This window comes from Plebeiibacterium marinum, assembly GCF_026013615.1.
Lineage (GTDB): Bacteria > Bacteroidota > Bacteroidia > Bacteroidales > Marinilabiliaceae > Saccharicrinis > Saccharicrinis marinus_A.
The window spans coordinates 1-19,735 of the sequence record NZ_JAPDPI010000057.1 but is presented as its reverse complement, the minus strand read 5'-3'; the positions used below and the strand labels follow the sequence as shown (position 1 = coordinate 19,735).

Sequence of the window (19,735 nt, the reverse complement as noted above, 5' to 3'; positions counted from 1 at the left end):
CACCTATCATAAAACAACCACAAATCAACAATACATTCCTTTAACATTCAACCACTTACAACCTGTTTACAAACACCTTAACCAACCACTCAATCAATATTTTTGTCGCCTATTTTTCAAAATTTCTAAGAAAGACTATCTATATTTGGAATCTGAATAAAACCAACACATCGTGAACAAAGAAAAACCAGTAATATTAGTAACAAATGATGATGGCATAAATGCAAAAGGGATCCAGTCCTTAGCCGATGCTGCAAGTGAGTTTGGGAATGTGATAGTTGTATCGGCACACAAATCATTTTCTGCCATGTCGCATGCCTTAACAGTTAAAGATCCTTTACGAATAAAAGATAAGGGAGTTATAAACGGCATACATTATTACCAAACCAACGGAACTCCTGCCGACTGCATAAAACTGGCACTTCATTTTATTTTAGATAAAAAACCCGATTATATTTTATCCGGGATCAACCATGGAACCAACAGCTCTATCAGCGTTCACTACTCCGGAACTTTGGGAGCTGCAAGAGAAGGCTGCTTAAATGGTATTCCTTCCATTGGATTTTCGCTGCTCAGTTATGATGCTAACGCCGACTTTAATGAAAGCAAAAGGGTAGTTCGGGCTGTTCTATCTGAAGTTATAAACAAAGGTATGTCTCCCAATACGTTTTTAAACGTAAACATCCCGGATTCGCAAAAGTTAGCAGGCATTAAACAATGCCGGCAGACAAAAGGCAAATGGGTTGAAGAATTTTTAGAAAGAGAAGACCCGCGAGGAGAAAAATACTACTGGCTGACCGGGCATTTTAAAAACATGGAACCCCAATCGGAAGACACGGATGAATATTATCTTTCAAAAAACTACGCCACGGTTGTGCCTTGCCTTATTGACATTACTGATTTTGACACTTTGAAAAACTCAAATATTTCCTATGCCTTGTAAATGCAACAAACTCTATATTGGATTGATTATTGGGATCATACTCCCCATAATAACTTCATGGTTGATTTTCTATTTCAGATTTGGCGATTCATTCTCAATACATGAATTTATTTCAAAGCTGGTAGCTGCCCATGGATTTACAAAATTACTGAGTTTAAGCGTACTGCCCAATATGATTATTTTTATGGTTGCCATAAAACTGGAAAGATTACTGGCTGCCAGGGGAATAGTTACTGCTACTGTTTTATATGCAATAGCAATAATTGCATTACGCTTTATCTTATAACAGATACTTTGCGGATTCGATAAAAAATAAACAGATGAAACGAGCCATGAGAACAATTTCTTACACACGAGAATGACTATTTAGGCGAGTTCCATGTGGCAAAAGAAAACAAATTTTAGACACATGAATTATTATATAATAGCAGGAGAACCTTCCGGTGACTTACATGCATCCAACTTGATGAAAGCCATTAAAGAGGAAGACACCAACTGCAATTTCAGATTTTGGGGCGGAGATTTAATGTCGGAAGTAGGCGGCGATATGGTCCGTCACTACAAGGATACTGCCTACATGGGCATCAAGGAAGTAATTGTAAACCTGGGTAAGATAAAAGCAAACTTTAAGCTTTGTAAATCAGACCTCCTAAAATATAAACCTGATGTATTAATCCTTGTCGACTACCCGGGTTTTAACTTAAGGATGGCAGAATTTGCACACAAAAACGGAATTAAGGTTTATTACTACATATCGCCCAAAATATGGGCCTGGAACACCGGTAGGGTAAAAAAGATCAAAGCCTATGTTGATAAAATGTACACGATCCTTCCGTTTGAAACCGATTTTTACAAAGCCTACAACGTACCAATTGAATACGTTGGCAATCCGGTATTAGATGCCATAGATAACAGAAAGAACAAGAACGAAAGCCTGGAAACATTTTTAAAAAGAAATAACCTGGACAGCAGACCCATTGTTGCATTGCTGGCCGGATCGAGGCAACAGGAATTAAACAATGTATTACCTATAATGCTTTTGATGGTAAAACACTTTCCCCAATTCCAGTTTATAATTGCAGGAGCCCCGTCGTTCACCATCAACGATTATGAACCATTTATTAAGGACCTGGATGTAAAAGTAGTTTTTAACCAAACCTATGAATTGGCTCAACAGGCACATGGGGCTTTGGTTACATCAGGAACAGCAACCCTTGAAACTGCCCTGCTTGATTGTCCGCAAATTGTTTGCTACAAAATGTGGGGAGGTAAAACCATCACCAAACTGGTTAAAAGGTTTATTTTAAAAGTGAAGTATATTTCGCTTGTAAACCTTATTGTAAACAAAGAAGCAGTAAAAGAAATCATCCAGGACGACCTGAACGAAAATAATGTAAAAGCAGAACTGGGAAAACTATTAAATGATCAGGATTACAGGATCAATATTTTTAACCACTACAACGACCTGCATAAAATTATGGGAAAACCAGGAACCAGCTCCAGGGCAGCAAAACTGATGATTTCTGCCCTAAAAGCCATTCCAACAGAAAACTAATTATAAAAAATTATTTATGTGGAGTTTATATAAAAAAGAAATTGCCACTTTTTTCAGCAGCCTGACCGGGTATTTGGTCATTGGTGTTTTTTTAGTTATAACAGGCTTGTTCCTTTGGGTTATACCCGGAGACATGAATATTCTTTTTGGAGGCTACGCTACGCTGGATTCATTATTTTATATGGCCCCCTGGCTGTATCTTTTTCTGGTTCCTGCGGTTACCATGCGCTTGTTTGCCGAAGAAAAAAGAACCGGTACCATTGAACTTTTATATACCAGGCCTCTATCCGAACTACAGATAGTGCTCTCAAAATATCTGGCAGGAGTTAGCTTAGTTGTCATAAGCCTGCTGCCTACATTAATATACTTCTACTCCGTTTATCAACTCGGAACCCCTACAGGCAATATTGACATGGGTGGAACGATAGGGTCGTATATCGGCTTGTTTTTTTTGGCAGCTATTTATGTTGGAATCGGAACATTCTGCTCTTCTTTAACAGATAACCAAATAGTAAGTTTTGTACTGGCTGTTCTACTATGCTTTGTTTTCTATTATGGTTTTGATGCTATTGCTGAAATAACATCCTCTAACCAACTCAAATCCGTAATTATTAACCTGGGCATTGATGAACATTACCAATCCATTAGCAGAGGGGTTATTGATTCAAGAGACTTGCTATATTTTTTAAGCACTTTAACTCTATTCCTCTATGCCACCCGCCTGGTATTAATTAGTAGAAAATGGTAAAAACCCAAATATTATGGCAAACTACAATATAAAAACAAAATACATTACTCATTTTATTTTCCTGATCATCGCCATTACTGGAGTCAACTACATTACTTCAAACTGGTTTTTCCGCATCGATTTAACAAGTGAAAAAAGATATTCGCTCGACGATAATACTAAAAAACTTTTTGAACAACTAAAAGAACCCATCAACATCAAGGTGTATCTTGAAGGGGATCTGAACATTGGTTTTTCCAAACTTTCAAAAGCTACTTATGAGTTACTGAATGAATTAAAAGTTTATGGAGGACACGAACTAACCTATACTTTTCTTGACCCGACAACAACTTCGGGCAAAGAAAAAAAACAAATACAAGAAGAACTTAAAAAACTATCATTAAGTCCTACACCCGTATTTGAAACACAGGAAGATGGCAGGAAAACAACATCTTACGTATACCCATACGCCGTTATTGACATTAACAATTTTCAACTACCCATCAATCTACTCGAAAACATCAAAGGGCTTTCCGGTCCTGAAAATCTTAATAAATCAATTGAAAGCCTCGAATATAAATTTGCTGATGCTGTAAAAAGATTAACAACAAAAGAAAAAATAAAAATAGCCTTCCTTGAAGGTCATGGCGAATTAGACGAATACGATGTTTTAGACATTACCGACCAGCTTTCGCAATACTATCAGGTTGACAGGGGTGTTTTAGGTACTGACCCTTCCATCCTGGATCCATACAAAGCCATAATAATTGCCAAGCCCCAAAGGAAATTTCCAGAGAAAGATAAGTTTATCATCGACCAGTATTTAATGAACGGAGGCAAACTCCTTTGGCTGGTTGATGCCGTGAACATCACAGTAGACAGCCTGAGAAAAACCAGCGAAACCCTGGGGCTCATAAGCGATATAAACATCGATGACCAGTTATTTAAATACGGAGTCCGGATCAACCCAGTCTTACTTCAGGATATTCAGTCTGCAATGATTTCCTTAACCGTTTCAAATGGAGGAAAACCTCAAATTGTACCGGCTCCTTGGCTATACAATCCACTATTAACGCCCAGCCCCTCCCATGCCATTTCAAAAAATCTGAATCTGGTAAAAGGGGAATTTGTCAGTTCAATCGACACGGTAAACAGCCAGTTAAAACTCAACAGAACAGTGCTTTTAAGCACTTCCAGATATACAAAATCAGATCAGGTTCCGGTGTTTGTAAGCCTTGCCCTTGTAAACCAAAAACCAGATCCCAATGCATTTAACCATTCCTATTTACCGGTGGCAGTGGTTGAGGAAGGAATTTTCCCTTCCGTATTCCAAAACAGGATGGTTCCGGATGAAATAGAAAGCAACAACAATAAAATAAAAACCGAAAGCCTTCCCACTAAAATGGTTGTGGTGGCAGATGGAGACCTGATCAAAAACAAAGTACGATTCAAAGACACCAATCCCCAGGCACTCCCATTGGGCTACGACGAATTAACCAAGGAAAACTTTGGGAATAAAGACTTCATTTTAAATGCTGTCAATTTCCTGTGCGATGATGAAGGTTGGATGAACCTTAGATCAAGGAGTTACACCTTACGCCTTTTGGATAAAAACAAAAAATCGAACGACGCTACCAAATGGAAAATCATCAATATATTCATCCCTTTAGGATTAATACTTCTACTGGCATTAATTATCCATTTATATAGAAAAATAACTTATACTAAATAAGAGTTTTTTTGATATATTTGATACATTAAACATTTGGTAACAACGCATGTTAATATTTTGTGATAACTCCACAGTTATTATTTTGGTGGAATCGCAGATTTAGCTTATCATTACCGAAATTAAATCAACGAAAAGTAAAATTATTTAAATAGTTATACAATGAAATTTGTAGTTTCAAGTTCTGAACTTCTTTATCACCTGCAGGCGGTGAGTCGTGTTGTAAGCAGTAAGAGCACCATTCCTATTTTGGAGAATTTTTTATTCGAGTTAGAAGAAGGCAAACTGACCATTACAGCTTCTGACCTGGAGTCAACCATGGTAACTTCTATGAACCTTGACAACACCGAAGGCGAAGGAGCCATTGCTATACCTGCTAAAATTTTACTTGAAACTTTAAAGAAATTCCCTGAGCAGCCTATTACACTAGATATAGCCCTTGACACCAGGGCCATCAGCATTGTTACCGACAAAGGGAAATTTAGCGTTGTTGGTTTAAATGGAGATGAGTTTCCGGAAATCCCACAGATTGATGAAGACAAAGCATCCCGGTTACAATTGCCTGCATCCTTAGTTTTAGAGGGAATCAACAAAACATTGTTTGCTACTGCCGACGATGAGCTTCGTCCGGTTATGAATGGTATTTTGATTGAGATGTCGCCCGAAAACATGACCTTTGTTGCCAGCGATTCGCACAAGTTGGTTCGTTACCAAAGAACCGATGCCAACACTGAGTTTTCATCATCATTTATTCTTCCCAAAAAACCAGCTTCTTTTTTAAAGAACGTATTGGTTAAGGAAGATGGGGATATCAACATAGAGTTTGATGACAAAAATGCCTTTTTCCAAATGGAAAACCATAAATTGGCTTGTCGTTTGGTGGAGGGTAATTATCCAAGTTACAATGCTGTAATTCCTCAAGACAATCCCAATAAAATTATTATCAACCGTCAGGATGTTGTCAACACGCTAGGCAGGGTTTCCTTATTCTCAAACCAGGCCAGCAACCTGGTAAAACTTTCTATTGACGGAGAAGATTTAATGGTATCGGCTCAGGATATAGATTTTTCAATCTCAGCATATGAAAAACTAAGCTGCCAATACGATGGCGAACCTATAGAAATTGGATTTAAATCTGCTTTCCTTGCAGAGATTTTAGATAACATCTCATCCGAAGAAGTAGTAATGGAGTTAGCTGACCCTGCCAGAGCCGGAATCTTCTTACCATTAGAAAAAAACGGGCCGGAAGATGAATTAATGTTACTTATGCCAATGATGATCAATGCATAATCATCATCATTTCATGATATTACAAGGAGCGCAATAATGCGCTCCTTTTTTTTGCCTAAAAAATAACAATTCTAAATTAGACCCCCCTATTTCGACCAATAATCATTTTTGTTAAATTCATGCTTTCAATTTAGAAAACATTAATATCAGAAATATCATGAATAGCTTAAAAGGTACAAAAACAGAGCAGAACCTGCTTAAGGCATTTGCTGGAGAATCTCAGGCAAGAATGAGATACAACTACTTTGCTAAACAAGCAAAAAAAGAAGGATTGGAACAAATTGCAGCTCTTTTTGAAGAAACTGCAGAAAACGAAAAAGAACATGCTAAGCGTTTCTTTAAATTTTTAGAAGGCGGAATGGTTGAAATTACAGCAGCTTATCCAGCAGGTAAAATTGGCACAACCCTTGAAAACCTAAAAGCTTCTGCTGATGGCGAAAATGAAGAATGGACTGAGCTATATCCTGAATTTGCTAAAATAGCAGAAGAGGAAGGGTTTAAAGAAGTTGCCATTGCTTTTAAATTGATTGCCAAGGTTGAAGAAGCTCACGAAAAACGCTATCGTACATTATACGAGAACCTTGAAAACGGAAAGGTTTTTGAAAAAGAAGATAAAGTAGTTTGGAAATGCCGCAACTGCGGATACCTTCACGAAGGCACCAAAGCACTAAAAAATTGTCCGGCTTGTCTACACTCTCAGGCATATTTCGAAATTAAAGAAACTAATTACTAAAATAAAAAAAGGTTCCTCCCGGAACCTTTTTTTTTATCATTTCACCTATACCTAACTTTCGTTACTTCGTTAATCCATTCACCCAAACGGTAACTATCCCCTTCTGTCAATCCATGAAAGAAACCAGATTCCTTATCTGGGATATATTGAGAATATAAAGAAATCTGCTCATTAGCTTCATCCACACAACTACTGTCAACACCCCTGGCCTTCAAAAATTTATCAAGTGCAGCCCAATACACTGTCGAGCGTTCAAATTCATCTTTGCCATAGTTTTTACTAGCTGCTGCATAAATATTCCCAATTAACAAATATGGCTTTCCCCAGTCACCCTTTAGCGAAATAGACTTTTGGGCTAAGTCCTTTGCCATTGGATAATCCTTGAACTGCGCAAAAGTCAGGACAGCCAGCTCATAATAATACACTGATTTATCCGATGCCTCTGCAGCTATCTCTATGGCCTCCTTATAATAGTCCCTTGCCTTTTCAAACTCTTCTTTTTTAACAAACATTTTTGCCAGTTGATATGCTGACTTAGATGATGGGTTCAGATTATAATTTTTCTCTACTACAGTATAATACAAATCTGATTCTGTACAATTTAACTTTTCCATCAGACCTAAAACCCGGGTAACATTTTCACTATTTTCTTCATCCACCTGGTACTGATCCTGCAAAAAAGGAATCATGGAACCACAATCCCCCACGCCACTTTTTACGAGCAATTCCTCACAACCGTCCCTCACTTTTTCTTTCCTTAACTTATCATCACCACCGGATACTGCGATTTGCTTTTCCAGCAACACCGAAACAGATAAAAAATCGTTTAAAAAAACCATGCCTTCAATATCACCATAAGCCAACAAACTCAATGAAGTCTTCAGCAAATTAAACAACACAACATCTTCAGATCTGTCTCCCATCATATCAAACGATGATTTAAACAAGCCATAGGCCTCCTTCATATCCTCCAAATTACCACGCCTGTACTTAACCATATCCAGCGCCTTTCGTCCAAGAATCCACCCTTCCGGATATTTTGGATGATTTCCATAATACTTGATTCGCTGATCATATATCATCATGATAGTATCAACCACCTCGGCTTTTCGTTGGGGAGTTTGCGCAACTTTATAATAATGCTCATATAGTTTTATCCCATCAGAATATATCCTCACTCCGGCATCCGGACAATTGGTAAACATATAATTCCAGGATTCCACCGTATAATCATACATCTTCTTTTTTAAGTTTAAAACATAAATTGAATAATGCTTTAAACAAGCTATACTATCCTCTTTGCCAGAATAATTACTGGCTGAAGCTGGTTGTTGTTTCGCAAATAAGACAAGGCAAAAAGTCAACATACAAAAAGTCAAAATATTCTTTTTCATAACAAGTTTAATTTTATTTATCCTGTTTAGTGTGTTATCATATAATTCCCAAGCCAAATTATCAACTCTCTTGCCAATCAACACTATTCACTGTCTATCTAGATGTTACAACAACACACACATTCTACATCCCTAAAAAAAAGCGTCCATAAACAGGCATTAGCGTACGATTACGAACAATTTTTAAGCCTGATATATTCAATTATATTTGTAAAAAAATAGTTAACAGAAAGAATATGTCTTCAATTATCAGCTTTTTTAAAAATCAGGTAGAAAAATTTCCTGACAATCCATTATTATGGGAAAAACAAACTAACCAATTTGAGGCTACTACCTATAAAGAATCACTGGAATTGGTAAAACAACTATCCCTGGGATTAAATGCAATTGGGATAAAGAAGGATGTAAAAGCAGCCCTCTTGTCAGAAGGCAGAAACTTATGGCTATTAAGCGAGTTAGCCGTATTAAGCAACAGGGCAATAACAGTACCCCTTTCAACCAAACTAGAAGCTGACAACGATTTAATATTCAGACTAAAACACTCTGAAAGCAAATACATCCTGGTATCGGAGTCTCAGCTACCAAAAATCAGGACCTTAAAAAAAGAACTTACTAACGTAGAAAAAATCATTGTTTTTTACCCCACCCTTCAGCTTGAAGAAGATGAAATAAACATTGAAGATATTTTTACCATTGGCAAGGAAATGCTGGAGAAAGACACTGAAGCATACAACAAGCTAACCAAAGATGTACAGCCTGATGACATTGCCACCATCACCTATACATCGGGCACAACCGCCCAACCGAAAGGGATCATGCTATCTCAAAGAAACTATACAGCAAACGTAGAGCAAGCCTTTAGCTACATTGACATCCCTTCCCATTACAAAACCCTGGTTATTTTGCCATGGGACCATGCTTTTGCCCATACTGCAGCACTATATTCTTTTATGTTAACCGGGGCCAGTATAGCATCTGTACAGATTGGCAAAACCCCTATGGAAACACTAAAGAATTTCACAGCCAACATTAAAGAAATTAAGCCTCACGTATTAATGAGCGTTCCCGCCCTTGCCAAAAATTTCAAAAAGAACATTGAAAAGGGAATTGAGCAACAAGGCAATACTCTGCAAAAAATCTTCAATTTTGCACTCAATACAACCATTTGGTATAACGACAACGGCAAAAACAAAGGAAAAGGTTTCAAGGCATTTGCAAAACCTTTAATTTCGATATTCCAGAAAGTAATTTTCAATAAAATCAAAGATGGTTTTGGAGGCAACCTTCAGTTTTTTATTGGCGGAGGCGCACTATTAGACTATGAACTCCAACAATTTTTCTACGCCATTGGTATTCCTATGTACCAGGGATATGGATTAAGCGAAGCTTCTCCAATCATTTCTGCAAACACACCTTTATACCATAAACTAGGCTCTTCAGGCAAGGTTGTTAATAATCTCGAAATTAAAATCTGCGATACCGAAGGCCATTCTCTTCCCAACCTTCAGCCTGGAGAAATAGTTGTAAAGGGGGAAAACGTAATGAAAGGCTATTGGAGAAATGAAGAAGCCACTGCTGAAACGGTTAAAGAAGGTTGGTTATACACAGGCGACCTGGGTTATCTGGATGATGAAAACTACCTTTATGTAAAAGGAAGATTCAAAAGTTTATTAATTGGATCTGATGGTGAAAAATATAGTCCGGAGGGGATAGAAGAAGCATTAACAGACCATTGCCAGTTAATTGATCAGATTATGCTGTACAATAACCAAAATGCATACACAACAGCTATCATAGTTCCCAACATTGAAAAAGTGAAACAACTGATAAGTAAAAACTCAAAAGAGTCCTTATCAAATGTTATTGCGAAAATAGATGCAGAAATAAATGAATTCAAGCCTGGAGGAAAAAATGAAGCGCTTTTCCCACAAAGGTGGCTGCCATCTACCTACGCTATTGCCCACGAACCTTTTACCGAACAAAACAAGCTCATAAACAGCACCATGAAAATGGTAAGAGATAAAGTGGCCGGTTTTTTTAAGGATGAAATTGATTTATGCTATTCGCCCGAGGGCAGAAAAACAGCAAACGCAAAAAACATTGAGAACCTAAAAAAGATAATTTCATAATTCCTTTTATATAAAAAAATGGTGCATTCCCCTAAAATTTTAAATTATTAATGAAATAACTCTAAAAAACATAGCAAATATAATATGCGAAAAGATATTAAATTCTATTTTTGCATTCATATATTATTTCAACTTGTAGTGTACATTGTTAAATTGATACTGCAAAAAGAATCTTTTACTAATATACAAAACGGTTAATTTCTCATCATTCATAAAGAATTGAGTTAATTGTCAGTGATTTATTTACGTAAATAGTTTTCTTTTTACAAACTTTTTATCATTTTTACGCGTAGAAAACTTGTTTATTAAACTAATCTAAATGCAACAAAACCTGAAAAAGGCACTTATTGCTAGCATCATATTATTCACATCGATCTCTTCTTTTGGACAGTATTCTAAAAGATCAAAGATCTTTGAAGGACTTAAGATCCAACCCAAAATTGGGTTTAATATGTTCTATGGTGACTTAGTTTCTGAGAAAAGAACCAAATATACTTTAGGTGTAGCAGCAGAAAAAGAACTTAGTTGGTTTTATAATGCCCGGGTCGATTTAAACTTTGGATCCATGCAAGGAACTCAAATTCTGCCAACATCCAACTTGACTTACGCATACTTTGACAACTATTTTACACACTTAAATGTTGGGATGAGTTTCAGGCCTTTGGATTTAGCCTTAGGTTTATTTAAGCAAAGACGGTTCAATCCTTATATCATTGGACAACTGGGTGCAATGTATCATTCCACTACAGAGTATTATGGAGACGGGGCTGGTGCTGAACACCCTGATGGTTCTATATGGAGGGAAGTGAGTACAGTTACCCCAACCTTTTCGATGGGTGGTGGCGTAAACATATATTTCAAATCCAGAATCAGCTTCAATGTTGAGTTTATTGGATCGTACGCATTTGGTGATAAGATTGATGGACATGATGTATGGTATGCCGGAGACGGCAGTGAAGTTCAAACTGATGGAAACGATTTTTTCTATGTCGGAACAGTAGGTGTCAGTTACCTGTTTAATGACTCGCAATGGAAAAACTCTCCTAAATATAACAGAAAAGCTTATTTAAGGACAAGGAGTTTGTATAAAGTATCAACTAAAAAATACAAACGCCCAAAACAAGGCAAGTCCAAACGATATAAAAGATATTAATAAAAAAGGCTCCTTTAAAGGAGCCTTTTTTATTATCCTTAACTTTACTTCCGATTTTTCTCTAACTTTGACGAATATGGAACAGGGTTTTAAATTCCTTGATAAAGAAAAAGAGAAATTATGGACTTCAAAATCATTTCTGATTTCAAGCCAACCGGCGACCAACCGGAAGCAATTAACCAACTTACTAAAGGAATTGAGGATAATATTCCGCACCAGACTTTGCTCGGCGTAACAGGTTCCGGGAAAACGTTTACTGTGGCAAACGTAATTGAAAGGGTTCAGAAACCAACTTTGGTCCTCAGTCACAACAAAACACTGGCGGCTCAACTATATGGTGAGTTTAAAAACTTTTTCCCTGATAACGCCGTAGAATATTTTGTTTCGTACTACGACTATTACCAGCCGGAAGCCTACCTACCGGTTACGGATACCTACATTGAAAAAGACCTTTCAATAAATGATGAAATTGAAAAATTACGACTTAGCGCTAGCTCTACATTATTGTCAGGACGAAGAGACGTTATTGTGGTTTCGTCAGTATCTTGCTTGTATGGGATCGGAAATCCAGAAGATTTCCATGCCAACGTAACTAATATCCAGGTAGGACAAGAAATCGGAAGAAATCAATTACTAAGGAAACTGGTAGACAGCCTGTACTCCAGAAATGAAATTGAATTTAACAGAGGTAATTTCAGGGTAAAAGGAGATACTGTAGAAGTATACCCGGCTTATGCCGATGATGCCTATCGAATAGGCTTTTGGGGAGATGAAATTGAAGAGATAACAGTTTTTGATCCCATAAACGGCACAACCTTATCAAAAAGGGACAATATCTTTATCTATCCTGCCAACCTCTTTGTTACAACCAAAGAGCGCACTCAATTGGCCATAAGAATGATTCAGGATGACCTGATGGAGCAAATAACCTTTTTAAAGGATATCGGAAAACATCAGGAAGCAAAGAGACTTGAAGAAAGGGTTACTTACGACCTGGAAATGATAAGAGAATTAGGCTATTGTCCCGGCATTGAAAACTATTCGCGTTATTTTGACGGGAGAGAACAAGGCACAAGGCCATTCTGTCTTTTGGACTATTTCCCCGAGGACTTTGTAATGGTAATTGATGAAAGCCATGTTACCATACCACAAATCAGAGCCATGTACGGGGGTGACAAATCAAGAAAAGACACTCTTGTAGAACATGGATTCAGACTTCCGGCAGCACTGGATAACAGGCCGCTAAGATTTGAAGAATTTGAAACATTGATAAACAATGCCATATATGTTAGTGCCACCCCAGCAGACTATGAAATAGAAAAAAGTGAGGGGGTAATTATTGAGCAAGTCATCAGACCCACAGGCCTACTTGATCCAATTATTGAAGTAAGACCCAGTTTAAACCAAATAGACAACCTCCTTGAAGAAATAAGGGTTCGGATTGAAGAAAGAGAAAGAATCCTTGTTACTACACTAACAAAAAGGATGGCAGAAGAACTTTCTTCCTATCTTAAAAAGCTGGATATTAAATGCGAATATATACATTCAGATGTTGACACTCTTGCAAGGGTAGAAATAATGGAAAATTTAAGAAAAGGGATATTTGATGTATTGGTAGGTGTTAATTTACTTAGAGAAGGTCTTGACCTACCCGAAGTATCTCTTGTGGCAATATTAGATGCCGACAAAGAAGGATTTTTAAGATCAGAACGCTCCCTCACCCAAACAGCAGGAAGGGCTGCCAGAAATATAAACGGCCTTGTAATCATGTATGCAGATACGGTTACGCAATCCATGCAAAAAACAATTGACGCCACAAATCACAGAAGAGAGAAACAGTTGTTTTACAACGAAAAACACGGAATTACGCCACAACAAATAACAAAGAAACAAACTAACATACTTGCTAAAGGCATTGAAGAAAATGCCTATATAGAACCTGAAAACATAGAAATTGCAGCAGATCCAGTAGTGGAATACATGAATAAAGATGGCTTATTAAAGGCCATTGAAAAAGCTAAGAAAGCCATGCAAAAAGCATCAAAAGAACTTGATTTTATTACTGCTGCACAATATCGGGATGAGATGTTTAAACTGCAACAATTACTTAAAGAGCGGTAATCTATAAACAAACCCTCCAGCCAACAGGAACAATACCTGTTGGCTAAAAGATTCATACTAAGTATTATTATTTCTCCATTTCTTTGTATACAAGAGCACTTGCACCAACAATAGCAGCATCTCCACTATCTAATTCTGATGGAAGGATTTGTATCTTATCCTTAAAAATTGGCAACAAATGCTCTTCCATACTCTCTTTAGTTGGTTTAAAAATATAGTCTCCGGCAGCTGTTGGCCCCCCAAACAAGAAAATCGCTTCAGGACTTAGATGATGCACTGTATCTGCCAACCCCTGTCCAAGATACTTTCCTGTTAGTTCAAAAACCTCTAATGCAACTTTGTCACCTTGTTCGGCCGCATCATAAATAGCCTTTGAATCCAACTCTTTAAATGATTTATCAGCCAACAGGCTGTCTCCTGCATTATATTTAGCCATCAGCTCAAATGCGGTTCTTTTCATTCCCGGTGCAGAACAATAAGCTTCCAAATGCCCTTTAGAACCACATCCACATAACCTACCATCAGGTATCAATGTAGTATGTCCGCATTCTCCTGCAAACCCGTCATGTCCATATACCAAATCACCGTTTACAACCAAACCACTTCCTACTCCCGTACCTAAAGTGTACATTACAAAGTTTTTCATCCCCTTAGCACCACCATAAATCATTTCGCCAATTGCTGCCGCATTTGCATCATTTGTTAATGCTATATAATCTAATTCCGGGAAACGCTTTTTTAACAAATCAACCAAAGGCAATACTCCCTTAAAGGATAAATTTGGAGCATATTCAATCGTTCCATTATAATAATTTCCGTTAGGAGCCCCTACTCCAACTCCTAAAACAGTAAGAATTTCTTCAGTAGAATTAATAAGTTTTCGGATTGCGGCTGCAAGGTCATCCATATATTTTTCAATATCTCCATGACCCGGTGTTGGGATTGAGCCCTTAGCCACAACCTTTCCACTTTCATCAACAATTCCAATAGCAGTATTTGTACCACCAATATCTACTCCTACAGATACTTTTTTCATCTTAATTTCTTTTTGATTTTATACCTTAAATAATTTTTCCAAGCACAGGCAAGCCAAATGTATTAAAAAAAAAGGTGCTCTGCAATATTAAAAAAAGGTAAGCCAATTGAACATTCCAACCGACTTACCTTTAGGGGTAAAAAGCAACTTCTTTTTAATAAAACCTCCAGGTGACACACTCTTAAAATATATTTCATTTTAAAGGCACACACCTGGATAATAAAAGTCTATATAAATTCACTTTATTTTTCCCAAAGGCTTTCCATTTCCTCTAGGGTCTTCCCTTTTGTTTCAGGAACAAATTTCCAAACAAATAAGGCAGCAAAAACGCCCATAACACCATATATCCAGAATGCAAATCCATTGTGAAATTTATCTGTCAACCAAGTACTATCATTCATCATTGGAAACGTCCATGACACCAACCAATTTGAGATCCACTGGCAAGCTACAGCAATAGCCAAAGCTTTACTTCGTATCTTATTTGGAAATATTTCAGCTAACAACACCCAACAAACAGGCCCCCAACTAACAGCAAATGATGCCGTATAAAGCAACATACAAACCAAGGCTGCTATTCCTACACTTTTAGAGAAAAACAAGGTTCCTAAAATAACCATTGAAAAGGCCATTCCTACGGCACCAATAATCATTAATGGCTTACGACCAAACTTATCCACAGTTACGATAGCCACGATGGTAAATGTCAGATTAATTATACCAACAATAATGGTTTGCAGCAGGGCTCCATTCGTCCCCGAACCCATTTTCTTGAAAATTTCAGGAGCATAGTATAACACAACATTAATACCAACAAACTGCTGAAATGCCGATAACAGTATACCTATTACAATAATACCCACACCATATGAAAACAGCTTTCCAGAATGGCTTTCAACGGTATTCTTGATCTCAGATAGAATATCCTTAGCACGGTCAATTCCATTGATTTTCCCCAATACCTTAAGCGCCTTATCATCCTGTCCATTAAGAGCCATATATCGAGGTGTTTCAGGAACAAAGAAAAGGCACACCAAAAACAATCCTGCCGGTATCATCTCAGAACCAAACATATATCGCCACCCTATTTGATTTAACCATTGATCATCTCCTGAACTTGCAATTCCATAGTTGACAAAATACACAACCAACATACCAAAAATGATAGCAAACTGATTAAATGAGACTAAGGTTCCCCTTTTTTCCGCCGGGGCAATCTCTGATATATACATTGGAGAAATCATTGACGCCAAACCAACACCAATACCTCCAATAATTCTATAAATAATAAAATGCGTTACAAACGTATGATCAGCTTCTCCGAAAGGACGGATGCCCATCTCAGGGAACATCGACCCCAAAGCTGAAATAAAAAATAAAATTGCGGCAACAACCAAGGTGTTTTTTCGTCCATATTTAGAACTTAGCACACCACCAAGGATACCCCCAATGATACACCCAATCAGTGCACTGGAAATGATAAATCCTTTCAAAGAATTTGCTGCCGTTTCTTCAAGCCCAAGCGGCTCAACAAAGAAACTTCCTAACGACGATGTTGTACCAGATATAACCGCTGTATCATATCCAAACAACAACCCTCCAAGTGTTGCAACCAGTGTGAGTAACATGATATAGCTTGTACTTTTTCCTTTTTCCATAGGTATAATTCTAGAATGTTTTAGACTGTGATTTTTAGGTGATTTTTTTTATACAGACTGATTAACACAGAAACTCTGGCCGGTGATCAATCCAGGCCAGAGTATTCTTCTGTCTTAACAACAATCTACATATACCAATTTAAAATTTGCTCATAAAGTTCTTGCTTTCCGCTTGTCACAGCAGGCTCACCCACTTCCTTACCTATTTTATACAGATCTTCAAGAGTTAATTTACCGGCAGCAAAATCTGCTCCATTTCCTGAGTTGAATGAAGCGTAACGCTGGTTTCTCATTTTCATATAATCCGACTCAGTAAGAATTCTATCTGCAATCACCAAAGCTCTTGCAAAAACATCCATTCCACCAATGTGAGCAATAAACACATCTTCCAAATCGGTTGAGTTACGACGAACCTTAGCATCAAAATTAACACCTCCATGTGTAAACCCACCAGCCTGAAGAATCTCAAGCATTGCCGCAGTAGTTTCTGTTATATTTGTAGGAAACTCATCAGTATCCCATCCATTTTGATAATCACCTTTATTTGCATCAATTGACCCTAACATATCATTATCAGCAGCTACTCGTAATTCATGCTCCATGGTATGCTGAGCTAGAGTAGCATGGTTTACCTCAATATTCAATTTAAAGTCTTTATCCAAACCATAGTTTCTTAAGAAACCAATCACTGTATGAGCATCAAAATCATATTGATGTTTACTTGGTTCCATTGGTTTTGGCTCAATAAAGAAAGTACCGGTAAAACCTTGCTTACGGGCATAATCACGAGCCATACCCAACATGCGACCCAGGTTATCCAATTCTTGCTTCATATTTGTATTATGAAGACTCATATAACCTTCTCTTCCTCCCCAGAATACATATCCTGTACCACCTAAAGCTATAGTAGCATCAATTGCATTTTTAATTTGAACTCCCGCATTAGCAATCACATTAAAATCAGGATTTGTAGCGGCACCATTCATATAACGCGGATCTGAAAATACATTTGCAGTACCCCATAATAATTTAACTCCGGAAGCAGCTTGCTTTTCTTTAGCCACCTCAACTATCTGAGCCAGTTTTTTCTCAATTTCTAAAACAGAACCTCCTCCTACTAAATCTGTATCATGGAAACAATAATGAGGCACCCCAAGTTTTGTTATAAACTCAAACGCTGCATCCATTTTTTGTTTTGCAGCATCCATTTCAGAAGAAGCAATGTCCCATGCAAACTTTTGTGTCCCTGAACCAAACGGATCTCCACCATCACCACAGAATGTATGCCAGTATGCAATTGCAAAACGCAAATGCTCTTTCATTGTCTTCCCGGCAACAACCCTGTTTTCATCATACCATTTAAAAGCCAAAGGATTCTTCGATTCTGGTCCCTCAAACTTAATTTTTTCAATACCTTTAAAGTATTCCTTATTACCAATTAAAACATCCATGATATTAAATTTAAAAGAATGATTATTTTATAATTTATTAAGTGCTATTTTCCAATTCTCATAGGCCTCCTGAGTGGCCTCTGAATCTGCCATAGAAGGCTCTGTTTGCCCCACTTTCTTTAACCCACCAAATGCATCTTCAAATGAAGCATAAATATTAGCCCCAACACCAGCTCCTCTTGCTGCACCCACTGCGCCGTCAGTATTATATAACTCTATAGTAGCTCCTGAGATATTTGACAAAGTATTTTTAAACAGATCACTGAGGAACATATTTGCCTTTCCGGCTCTGATCACATTGGTTTCAATGCCCATTTCACCCATTATATCCATACCGTATTTAAACGAGAATGCAATTCCTTCTTGTGAGGCACGATAAAAATGCGCTGGTGTATGTATATTAAAGTTCAAATGGTTGATCTGTGAACCATAATCAACATTCTTTAGTATCCTTTCTGATCCGTTTCCAAATGGAAGTATTGTTAACCCCTCGGAGCCTATGGGAATACTTGCGGCCATTTCATTCATTTCAGTGTAAGAAACTTCTTTTCGACCTAGATTCTTATTCATCCATGAATTTAAAATGCCAGTACCATTTATACATAAAAGAACCCCCATACTTGGATCAGGTAGCTGATGGTTCACATGGGCAAAAGTATTAACTCTTGAATCATCGTCATAAACTGTACGATCAGTAACTCCATATACAACACCTGAAGTACCTCCTGTTGCAGCTACCTCACCCGGATTTAACACATTCAGCGAAAAAGCATTATTAGGCTGATCACCAGCCCTGTAAGTAACCTTTACCCCTTTTGGCAAACCAAACTCATCTGCAATATGATCCAATACTGTTCCCTGATCAGAAAACGAGGTTGTAATTTCAGGAATCATAGCTGAATCAAATCCATAATAATCCATTAATTTATTTGAGACGTCATCTTTAGGAAACTCCCAAAAAATTCCTTCTGACAAACCCGATGCAGTTGTTAATATCTGGCCGGTTAGTCTATAGCCAATATAATCTCCTGGCAACATTACTTTATGAATACGACTGTATAATTCAGGTTCATTGTCCTTAACCCACTTTAACTTAGAAGCAGTAAAATTACCTGGAGAATTCAAAAGATTTTGCAAACACCAATCTTCACCAATCTCAGTAAAAGCCCTATTCCCAATCTCGGCAGCCCTGCTATCGCACCAAATAATTGAAGGACGTAAAACTTCACCTTCATTATCAACAATCACCAATCCGTGCATTTGATAAGATATACCAATGGCTTTAATTTGATCTTTTTTAACTTCGTTACCAGATAAAGCTTTAGCACAAGCTTTCTTCAAGTTTTGATACCATAATTCCGGATCTTGCTCTGCCCACCCCGGTTGATTTGCCACAATTGTCATTTCCTTTTCAGGATACTGAGCTGAAGAAACTGTTTCTCCTCTCTCTACATCAAGTATGGATACTTTTACTGATGAACTTCCAATATCAAATCCTAATAACTGCATCGTAATTTTTTTATCTGTTCTGTCCTGTTCTGTTTGCAAATTTAAATAATAATATTTTCCCTGCAAGAAAAAAAGTGATTATTTATTGTTTTTCATGGTTTTGACGGAAATTTACTCTTTAAGAACGGGGAAGAAATCCAATAAAAAGAAAAAGAAGTAGCAATATAACACTTAACAGCCGTTTATATGCCAGTTCTATTAGCCTCTTCCCTGAAACAGCTCAGGGAAAGCTATAAGAACACTTAGGACTGGTTTCGGCCCATATTCGGATACCATAACCGAACCCTATCCGAACACAACCCGAACA

General features: G+C 37.4%; 15 protein-coding genes. 9 read left to right on the top strand and 6 right to left on the bottom strand.

The features are described 5' to 3' along the window. Positions 1 to 172: 172 nt before the first annotated feature. Positions 173 to 943 (top strand): 5'/3'-nucleotidase SurE, encoded by a 771-nt coding sequence (surE, locus tag OM074_RS19030; RefSeq protein ID WP_301202183.1) that lies wholly within the window; start codon positions 173 to 175, stop codon positions 941 to 943. Between the two features lie 69 nt (positions 944 to 1,012). Here the strand turns inward: surE and OM074_RS19025 are convergent, their stop codons facing one another. Next, complete coding sequence (locus OM074_RS19025; protein WP_301202182.1) at positions 1,013 to 1,297, bottom strand: hypothetical protein; 285 nt, start codon at positions 1,295 to 1,297, stop codon at positions 1,013 to 1,015. A gap of 55 nt (positions 1,298 to 1,352) precedes the next feature. Here OM074_RS19025 and lpxB point away from each other — a divergent pair, with 55 nt between their 5' ends. The 5 genes from lpxB (at position 1,353) to rbr (ending at position 6,977) form a co-directional block, all read left to right on the top strand. Next, positions 1,353 to 2,498 (top strand): lipid-A-disaccharide synthase, encoded by a 1,146-nt coding sequence (gene lpxB / locus OM074_RS19020; RefSeq protein ID WP_301202181.1) that lies wholly within the window; start codon positions 1,353 to 1,355, stop codon positions 2,496 to 2,498. Positions 2,499 to 2,514: 16 nt separating this feature from the next. Further along, on the top strand, positions 2,515 to 3,246 hold the full coding sequence (gldF, locus tag OM074_RS19015; RefSeq protein ID WP_301202180.1) for a gliding motility-associated ABC transporter permease subunit GldF: 732 nt from the start codon (positions 2,515 to 2,517) through the stop codon (positions 3,244 to 3,246). Between the two features lie 13 nt (positions 3,247 to 3,259). Next, entirely contained in the window at positions 3,260 to 4,957 is a 1,698-nt protein-coding gene (gene gldG, locus OM074_RS19010) for a gliding motility-associated ABC transporter substrate-binding protein GldG (protein WP_301202179.1), read from the top strand. A 159-nt stretch (positions 4,958 to 5,116) separates the two neighbouring features. Beyond that, positions 5,117 to 6,244, top strand: coding sequence for a DNA polymerase III subunit beta (gene dnaN, locus OM074_RS19005; protein ID WP_301202178.1), 1,128 nt, complete (start codon positions 5,117 to 5,119; stop codon positions 6,242 to 6,244). A gap of 157 nt (positions 6,245 to 6,401) precedes the next feature. Continuing rightward, positions 6,402 to 6,977 carry a rubrerythrin gene (gene rbr / locus OM074_RS19000; protein ID WP_301202177.1) on the top strand — a complete coding sequence of 192 codons (576 nt, stop codon included), beginning with the start codon at positions 6,402 to 6,404 and terminating at the stop codon, positions 6,975 to 6,977. A gap of 41 nt (positions 6,978 to 7,018) precedes the next feature. Here the strand turns inward: rbr and OM074_RS18995 are convergent, their stop codons facing one another. Then, entirely contained in the window at positions 7,019 to 8,371 is a 1,353-nt protein-coding gene (locus OM074_RS18995; protein WP_301202176.1) for a tetratricopeptide repeat protein, read from the bottom strand. A gap of 236 nt (positions 8,372 to 8,607) precedes the next feature. On the opposite strand from OM074_RS18995, the gene OM074_RS18990 reads away from it, so the two are divergent. The 3 genes from OM074_RS18990 (at position 8,608) to uvrB (ending at position 13,774) form a co-directional block, all read left to right on the top strand. After that, positions 8,608 to 10,500: an AMP-dependent synthetase/ligase gene (locus tag OM074_RS18990; RefSeq protein WP_301202175.1), complete on the top strand. Its 1,893-nt coding sequence runs from the start codon at positions 8,608 to 8,610 to the stop codon at positions 10,498 to 10,500. A 319-nt stretch (positions 10,501 to 10,819) separates the two neighbouring features. Then, on the top strand, positions 10,820 to 11,653 hold the full coding sequence (locus OM074_RS18985; protein WP_301202174.1) for a hypothetical protein: 834 nt from the start codon (positions 10,820 to 10,822) through the stop codon (positions 11,651 to 11,653). Between the two features lie 120 nt (positions 11,654 to 11,773). Further along, positions 11,774 to 13,774, top strand: coding sequence for an excinuclease ABC subunit UvrB (uvrB, locus tag OM074_RS18980; protein WP_301202173.1), 2,001 nt, complete (start codon positions 11,774 to 11,776; stop codon positions 13,772 to 13,774). A 67-nt stretch (positions 13,775 to 13,841) separates the two neighbouring features. Here the strand turns inward: uvrB and OM074_RS18975 are convergent, their stop codons facing one another. The 4 genes from OM074_RS18975 to OM074_RS18960 form a co-directional block, all read right to left on the bottom strand. Continuing rightward, positions 13,842 to 14,810, bottom strand: a complete 969-nt coding sequence (locus tag OM074_RS18975) for an ROK family protein (protein ID WP_301202172.1) — start codon at positions 14,808 to 14,810, stop codon at positions 13,842 to 13,844. A 242-nt stretch (positions 14,811 to 15,052) separates the two neighbouring features. Then, positions 15,053 to 16,468 (bottom strand): D-xylose transporter XylE, encoded by a 1,416-nt coding sequence (xylE, locus tag OM074_RS18970; RefSeq protein WP_301202171.1) that lies wholly within the window; start codon positions 16,466 to 16,468, stop codon positions 15,053 to 15,055. A gap of 125 nt (positions 16,469 to 16,593) precedes the next feature. After that, the gene (gene xylA / locus OM074_RS18965; protein WP_301202170.1) at positions 16,594 to 17,919 is read right to left on the bottom strand and encodes a xylose isomerase; all 1,326 of its coding nucleotides are present in this window, start codon (positions 17,917 to 17,919) and stop codon (positions 16,594 to 16,596) included. 27 nt (positions 17,920 to 17,946) lie between these two features. Next, positions 17,947 to 19,428 (bottom strand): xylulokinase, encoded by a 1,482-nt coding sequence (locus tag OM074_RS18960; protein ID WP_301202169.1) that lies wholly within the window; start codon positions 19,426 to 19,428, stop codon positions 17,947 to 17,949. Positions 19,429 to 19,735: the final 307 nt, after the last annotated feature.